A 7,075-nucleotide genomic window follows, 5' to 3' on the forward strand; every position below is an offset into this window, starting at 1 on the left:
TCAATACCGCTCCCGCCCTACCCGTTTATTCCCCTCAATAAAAAAACCGAACCGCCCGTGTTTATCAGGCGGTTCGGTTTTTTTATTACAGGCAGGCTTGCCTCATCAGCGGCCCACTTTCTCCAAAGCCAATTTCTCCTGCCGGTAGGCTTCGGCGGCTTCGCGTTCGCGTTTGGTGGCTTGGCGCATCATGTAGTAATTGATGAGAATCACCAATGTGCCGACGATGGTAATCATGATGGTTGCCAACACGTTCATCTGCGGATCGAGGCCGAGTTTGATTTTAGAGAAAATCACTTGCGGCAAGGTGGAAGAACCGGGACCGGAAAGGAACGAGGTAATCACCAAGTCATCCAACGACAAGGTAATGCCGAGTAAAAAACCCGAAGCGATGGCCGGTGCAATCAGCGGCAGGGTAATCACAAAAAAGATTTTTAACGGGCGGGCACCCAAGTCCATAGCCGCTTCTTCCAGCGATTGGTCCAACTCGATCAAACGCGAGCGGATCACCACGGTGATATAGGCCATACACAAGGTGGTGTGCCCCAGAAAAATGGTGAAAAAGCCGCGGTCGAAATAAAGCCAACTCAGCAAATCGCTGCTTTGCAAAAACATCTGCACCTGAATAATCAGCAGCAGCATGGATAAGCCGGTAATCACATCAGGCATCACCATCGGCGCCGACACCATGCCGGCAAACAAGGTGCTGCCGCGGAACCGCTTGATGCGTGCCAGCGCATAACCTGCCAATGTACCGAGCACAACGGCGGCCAACGACGACACTACGGCAATCCGCAACGACAGCCAAGCCGCTTCGAGAATGGTGCTGTTATTCATCAGCGCACCATACCATTTGGTTGAAAAGCCGCCCCAAACGGTTACCAGCTTGGATTCGTTAAACGAATAAACCACCAACACCACCAACGGGATATACAGGAAGGCCAAACCCAAACCCAGCATCAATTTGAGAAACCAAGACAATCTGTTTGACGACATTATTTGGCCCCTTCTTCAAGTTCACGGTTTTCATAACGGTGGAACAGCACAATCGGAATCACCAGCAGAATCACCATCACCACGGCAACGGCGGAAGCCAGCGGCCAGTTGTTCTGATCGAAGAACGCCTGCCACAACACTTTACCGATCATCAGGTTTTCCGAGCCGCCTACCAGTTCGGGAATCACATATTCGCCCACCGCCGGCACGAATACCAGCATCGAGCCTGCGATAATGCCGGTTTTCGACAACGGCAAGGTAATCGCGAAAAAGGCTTTTACCGGCCCCGCGCCCAAATCGGATGCGGCCTCCAGCAGCCTGCCGTCAAGTTTCACCAGTTGGGTGTAGAGCGGCAGGATCATAAACGGCAGATAGGCGTAAACCATCACCAGATTCAGCGAAAACGAGTTGTAAAACAGGTTTAGCGGCTCGCTGATTACGCCGTATTTCAACAAAAAGTTGTTGATGATGCCGTTGTGCCCCAACAACCCCATCCAAGCGTAAACACGCAACAGAAACGAAGTCCAGAAAGGCAGCATAATCGCCAGCAGCAGGCCGTTCCGGTAAGCGGGATTGGCGCGCGAAATGGCGTAGGCAATCGGATAACCGAGCGCAAGGCAGATTAAGGTGGTGGTCAGCGCGGTTTTAATCGACAGCCAATAAGTGAGCAGATAAATATTGTTGCCGTTTCCCGCTGCAAACGGGTTGAGCATCTGCCCCAGGCTGCTCCAGAAATTTTGGAAAATATCCGAATAGTTTTGATAACTCAGCGCGATATTCATCCTTCCCATATCGGGATCGGTGGTAATCAGCGGCGAATAAGGCGGAATGGCAATTTCCTGCTCGGCAAAGCTGATTTTCAGCACAATCGCAAATGGCACCAAAAACAGCACCAACAGCCAGATATAGGGTACGGCAATCACCGCCCGCTGCCCCGGCCGGCGCAGCAGTTTGCGTTTCAGTTTTTTCAGTTTCATCGCGTATCCTTGCAACTTAGCTGAACAGAGGGGTAGGTTGGTTTTCGGGCCAGCTTACATAAACGGTTTCATCCCAAGTGGGCGGCGTGATATTGCGCACATACCAATACGGCGCAGGCACTTGGCTCTTGATTACGCGGCCGTTAGCCAGCTGTATGTGGTAGATGGTAAAGCTGCCCAGATAGGCGATTTCTTTGATAATGCCTTTTTCCCAGTTGAAGCCGCCCTCTTCCGCCGGCTGTTCTTTATGCACGTCGATGTCTTCAGGGCGGATGCTGATCCACAAATTCTGCTCGGCGCGGCCGCCCAAACCGTGGTCAATGCGCACTTTGTTTTCCAATTCGGGCGATTCGATAACGGCGTAATCGGCATGGTCCTCCAAAACCACGCCTTCGAAAATATTGGTTTCCCCGATAAACTCCGCAGTAAAGCGGCTGTTGGGGAAATCATACACATCACTAGGCGTGCCTACTTGTTGCAGCTTGCCTTCCGACATAATCGCCACGCGGGTGGCCATGGTCATGGCTTCTTCTTGGTCGTGCGTTACCATAATGCAGGTTACACCCACTTGCTCCAACGTATTAACCAACTCAAGCTGGGTTTGTTGGCGCAGTTTTTTATCCAATGCGCCCAAAGGTTCGTCGAGCAGCAGGATTTTCGGGCGCTTGGCCAAGCTGCGCGCCAAAGCCACGCGCTGCTGCTGGCCGCCTGAAAGCTGGTGCGGCTTGCGCTTGGCGAATTTGGTCATTTGCACCAAACGCAGCATTTCTTCGACACGGTCGATAATTTCGCCTTTGGGCACTTTGTCCTGCTTCAAACCGAACGCGATGTTCTGCTCCACCGTCATATGCGGAAACAGCGCATAGCTTTGAAACATCATATTAATCGGGCGCTCATAGGGCGCAAGGCGGGTAATATCCTGGCCGTCGAGAATGATTTTGCCCTGATTCGGTGTTTCCATGCCCGCCAGCATACGCAACAGTGTGGACTTGCCGCTGCCCGAGCTGCCCAACAGGGCGAAAATTTCATGTTTTTCAATATCTAAGTCGATGTGATCGACAGCATAATTGTCACCAAACTTTTTCACCAAACCTTGAATTTGCAGATAAGGCTGGGTGGAAGACGCAGTGGTTGCGTTCATAAGCAATACTCCAATCGATAACGGGTACCGGCGAAACGGGTTTCGCAAAGGGTGAAAATAAAGCTGTTTGATTGCCTGATGAAAACCGTTTTAAAACGCATCCAAACAAAACGGTTTTCTTTAAAAAGCGCACGGGCAGCATGGAAATTTCTAAGGGCTGTGGAAAACCCGTTAAGGTTGCCGACAGCCCCGCCTGAATCTGTAATTATATTAGCCTATGCCTAAATGGGGCAATACAAAATTAAGCTTTTGAACCGTTGGAAAAACTTCCTGCTTATATTGATACAGTCGATCAATACAGGCAAAGAACAAACGAAAGGTTTTTCATAACCACAGCCTGGGCACCTTATCATTAGCAACAGGCCGTCTGAAATCATTTCAGACGGCCTGTTATGTTGCACGATAGCACTATTTTCAAACGGTTTTTTATGCCGCATTGCCCTCTAAGAAGTCTTGTGCAAAGCGTTGCAGCACGCCGCCTGCTTCGTAAATCAGCACTTCTTCGGCTGTGTCCAAACGACAGGTAACAGGCACTTCGACCGTTTCGCCGTTTTTGCGGTGGATCACCAGCGTCAAGTCGCAGCGCGGTTCGCGTTTGCCGATGACATCGTAGGTTTCTGTACCGTCCAGTTCGAGCGTGCGGCGGTTCACGCCTTCTTTGAATTGCAAGGGCAGTACGCCCATGCCGATCAGGTTGGTGCGGTGGATGCGCTCGAAACCTTCGGCCACAATCGCTTCCACACCTGCTAGGCGCACGCCTTTGGCGGCCCAATCACGGCTCGAACCTTGGCCGTAATCGGCGCCGGCCACGATAATCAGCGGCTGTTTGCGGTTCATATAGGTTTCGATGGCTTCCCACATCCGCATCACTTGGCCCTCCGGCTCCACACGCGCCAACGAGCCTTGTTTCACCGTGCCGTCTTCGTTTTTCACCATTTCGTTAAACAGTTTAGGGTTGGCGAAAGTGGCGCGTTGTGCGGTTAAGTGGTCGCCGCGGTGGGTGGCGTAAGAGTTGAAGTCCTCTTCAGGCAGGCCCATTTTGGCCAAATATTCACCGGCCGCGCTGGTCGGCAAAATGGCGTTGGAGGGCGACAAGTGGTCGGTGGTGATGTTGTCGGGCAGAATCGCCAGCGGGCGCATGCCTTTGAGCGTGCGCTCGCCCGCCAATGCGCCTTCCCAGTAAGGCGGGCGGCGGATATAGGTGGACATCGGCCGCCAGTCGTACAACGGCGACGGTGCTTTTTCCGCTGCACCGGTGTCGAACATCGGGATATACACATCGCGGAACTGCTGCGGTTTCACATGTTCGGCCACGATGGCGTCGATTTCTTCGTCGCTCGGCCAAATGTCTTTCAGGCGGATTTCTTTGCCATCAGCCACGCCCAGCACATCGTTTTCGATATCAAAGCGGATGCTGCCGGCGATCGCATAGGCCACCACCAGCGGCGGCGAAGCCAAGAAAGCTTGTTTGGCATAGGGGTGGATGCGGCCGTCGAAATTGCGGTTGCCCGACAATACCGCGGTGGCGTACAAATCGCGATCGATGATTTCCTGTTGGATTTTCGGATCCAACGCGCCGGACATACCGTTACACGTGGTGCAGGCAAAAGCAACGATGCCGAAGCCGAGTTTTTCCAATTCAGGCAGCAAACCGGCTTCTTTCAGATAGATTTCTGCCACTTTCGAGCCCGGTGCGAATGAAGACTTCACCCACGGTTTGCGGGTTAAGCCCAATTCGTTGGCTTTTTTCGCCAGCAAGGCGGCAGCGACCACGTTGCGCGGGTTGGAAGTGTTGGTGCACGAGGTAATCGCTGCGATAATCACCGCGCCGTCGGGCATTTGGCCGTCTGAAGGCTCTTCGTAAGATGCGGCAATGCCTTTGGCAGCCAAGTCGGCGGTGGCGAAACGGGCGTGCGGATTGCTGGGGCCGGCCATATTGCGCACCACGGTGGATAAATCGAACTTCAGTACGCGAGGATAGAGGGCGGTTTTCAGCGCATCAGACCACAAACCGGCGGTTTTGGCATAAGTTTCTACCAATTTCACTTGCTCGTCGTCGCGGCCGGTGAGTTTCAGATAGTCGATGGTTTGCTGGTCGATGGAGAACATCGCGGCAGTGGCGCCAAATTCGGGTGTCATATTGGAAATGGTGGCGCGGTCGCCGATCGACAAACTGTCGGCACCTTCGCCGAAAAATTCGACAAATGCGCCGACTACGCGCTCTTTGCGCAAAAATTCGGTCAGCGCGAGCACGATATCGGTAGCGGTAATACCGGGCTGGCGTTTGCCGGTCAGCTCCACGCCGACGATATCGGGTAGGCGCATCATCGAAGCACGGCCGAGCATCACGGTTTCGGCCTCCAAACCGCCCACACCCACCGAAATCACGCCCAGCGCATCCACATGCGGCGTATGCGAGTCGGTGCCGACGCAGGTATCGGGGAAAGCCACGCCGTTTTTCACTTGAATCACCGGCGACATTTTTTCCAGATTGATTTGGTGCATGATGCCGTTGCCCGCCGGAATCACGTCCACATTTTCAAAGGCGGTTTTGGTCCAATTGATAAAATGGAAACGGTCTTCGTTACGGCGGTCTTCGATTTCGCGGTTTTTGCGGAAGGCATCAGGATCGTAACCGCCGCACTCTACCGCCAACGAGTGGTCAACAATCAATTGGGTTTGAACAACAGGATTGACTTTGCTCGGATCGCCGCCTTTTTCGGCAATCGCATCACGCAAACCGGCCAAATCCACCAATGCCGTCTGCCCCAGAATATCGTGGCACACCACGCGCGCAGGGAACCACGGAAAATCGATTTCCTGTTTGCGTTCGATTAATTGCGAGAGCCAGGAATTAAGTGTTTCCAAGTCAACATTACTTGCACGGTTGACCAAGTTTTCAGCCAGAATACGCGAGGTGTAAGGCAAGGTATCGTAGGAACCCGGTTTGATGGCTTCGCACGCCGCGCGCGCGTCGTAGTATTCCAAATTAGTGCCGGGCAGGGGTTTGCGGTAGATTTGGTTGGTGCTCATGAGTTTAATCCTTTGTGAATATTTTTCTTGTTTAAACAGCGTTCAAAGCTAACTGTTATTTTTCAGACGGCCTCAGGCCGTTTGAATGTAGTGTATTGTAATCGCTGATATGCTCAACCGAAAGGGGTAAATAAATTTTTATTTATAACTTATCATTTCTCCCGAATTCCGCCTTAACGCAACTTTTCTAAAAACGGGTTGTAACAGATTTCCCATAAAAAGCCGTCCGGATCGGCAATATAGCCGCTATACCCCCCCAAAAAAATACTGTTTGCGGCTGCTTCACAACCGTAACGTTTTTCTTAGAAAAAGTACGAAACAACTCATCTACTTCGGCTTCACTGCTAACATTATGCGCCAGCGTGAAACGTGCAAAACCACTACCTTCCGCACTTACCCCCGCATCTTCTGCCAAAGCATGCTTGCCGAACAACGCAAAAAGCAGCGCACTACCCGTTTGATAAAACGCAATATGCTCATTGCTACTTTCGTTTGGTTCCCAACCGAAAACATCCCGATAAAAACAACGGGAAACATGAATATCGCCCTCCCAACGTGATGAAATTGATGTGCTGATCCATATCCTCTCCTAATTTCATTACTTAAAAAACGATATCATTGCTGGATAAAAGTAATTGTAATTGCCAAACTCAGAGCATATCCCTAAAAACTTATTTGCCGTTATTCCCGTATAGACAGGAATAACGGCAGTGAGATATTTTCAGACGGCCTGAGTGAATTTCACAAAAGTCTCATATACAAAATATAACTGCGAAGATGCCGTCCGAAACGATACGTCCGGACGGCCTCTGCATCTGTTACCATACGCAGCCTGCCGGCAGCTTCACTACTTAGCGGTCGGTTTTTTCACCGCAGGCTGCGCCTTCTTCGCCTCCTTGGCCCCCACCGTCGCCTCCTCCCGCAGCTT

At 51.9% G+C, this 7,075-nt stretch carries 5 protein-coding genes; all 5 read right to left on the reverse strand.

The genetic code is table 11. The annotated features are described in order from the left end of the window. Positions 1 to 105 precede the first annotated feature (105 nt). On the reverse strand, positions 106 to 996 hold the full coding sequence (locus NQ012_RS07185) for an ABC transporter permease subunit (protein WP_085366973.1): 891 nt from the start codon (positions 994 to 996) through the stop codon (positions 106 to 108). Beyond that, on the reverse strand, positions 996 to 1,973 hold the full coding sequence (locus NQ012_RS07190) for an ABC transporter permease subunit (protein ID WP_257066924.1): 978 nt from the start codon (positions 1,971 to 1,973) through the stop codon (positions 996 to 998). The genes NQ012_RS07185 and NQ012_RS07190 overlap by 1 nt, the downstream gene beginning before the upstream one ends. Before the next feature lie 16 nt (positions 1,974 to 1,989). Continuing rightward, on the reverse strand, positions 1,990 to 3,114 hold the full coding sequence (locus NQ012_RS07195) for an ABC transporter ATP-binding protein (RefSeq protein ID WP_085366975.1): 1,125 nt from the start codon (positions 3,112 to 3,114) through the stop codon (positions 1,990 to 1,992). 426 nt (positions 3,115 to 3,540) lie between these two features. Next, positions 3,541 to 6,147 carry a Fe/S-dependent 2-methylisocitrate dehydratase AcnD gene (gene acnD, locus NQ012_RS07200; protein WP_257066926.1) on the reverse strand — a complete coding sequence of 869 codons (2,607 nt, stop codon included), beginning with the start codon at positions 6,145 to 6,147 and terminating at the stop codon, positions 3,541 to 3,543. A gap of 187 nt (positions 6,148 to 6,334) precedes the next feature. Next, a complete protein-coding gene (locus tag NQ012_RS07205; RefSeq protein WP_373566644.1) occupies positions 6,335 to 6,730 on the reverse strand; it encodes a VOC family protein in 396 nt (131 codons plus the stop codon). Positions 6,731 to 7,075 lie beyond the last annotated feature (345 nt).

Origin of the sequence: Neisseria dentiae (assembly GCF_024580525.1) — a bacterium.
In the GTDB taxonomy this organism is placed as follows: domain Bacteria; phylum Pseudomonadota; class Gammaproteobacteria; order Burkholderiales; family Neisseriaceae; genus Neisseria; species Neisseria dentiae_A.

What these genes read in the sequence shown, in the direction of transcription:
- acnD (WP_257066926.1), bottom strand. Translation starts at nt 6,147, where the DNA reads ATGAGCACCAACCAAATCTACCGCAAACCCCTGCCCGGCACTAATTTG.
- NQ012_RS07185 (WP_085366973.1), bottom strand. Translation starts at nt 996, where the DNA reads ATGTCGTCAAACAGATTGTCTTGGTTTCTCAAATTGATGCTGGGTTTG.
- NQ012_RS07190 (WP_257066924.1), bottom strand. Translation starts at nt 1,973, where the DNA reads ATGAAACTGAAAAAACTGAAACGCAAACTGCTGCGCCGGCCGGGGCAG.
- NQ012_RS07195 (WP_085366975.1), bottom strand. Translation starts at nt 3,114, where the DNA reads ATGAACGCAACCACTGCGTCTTCCACCCAGCCTTATCTGCAAATTCAA.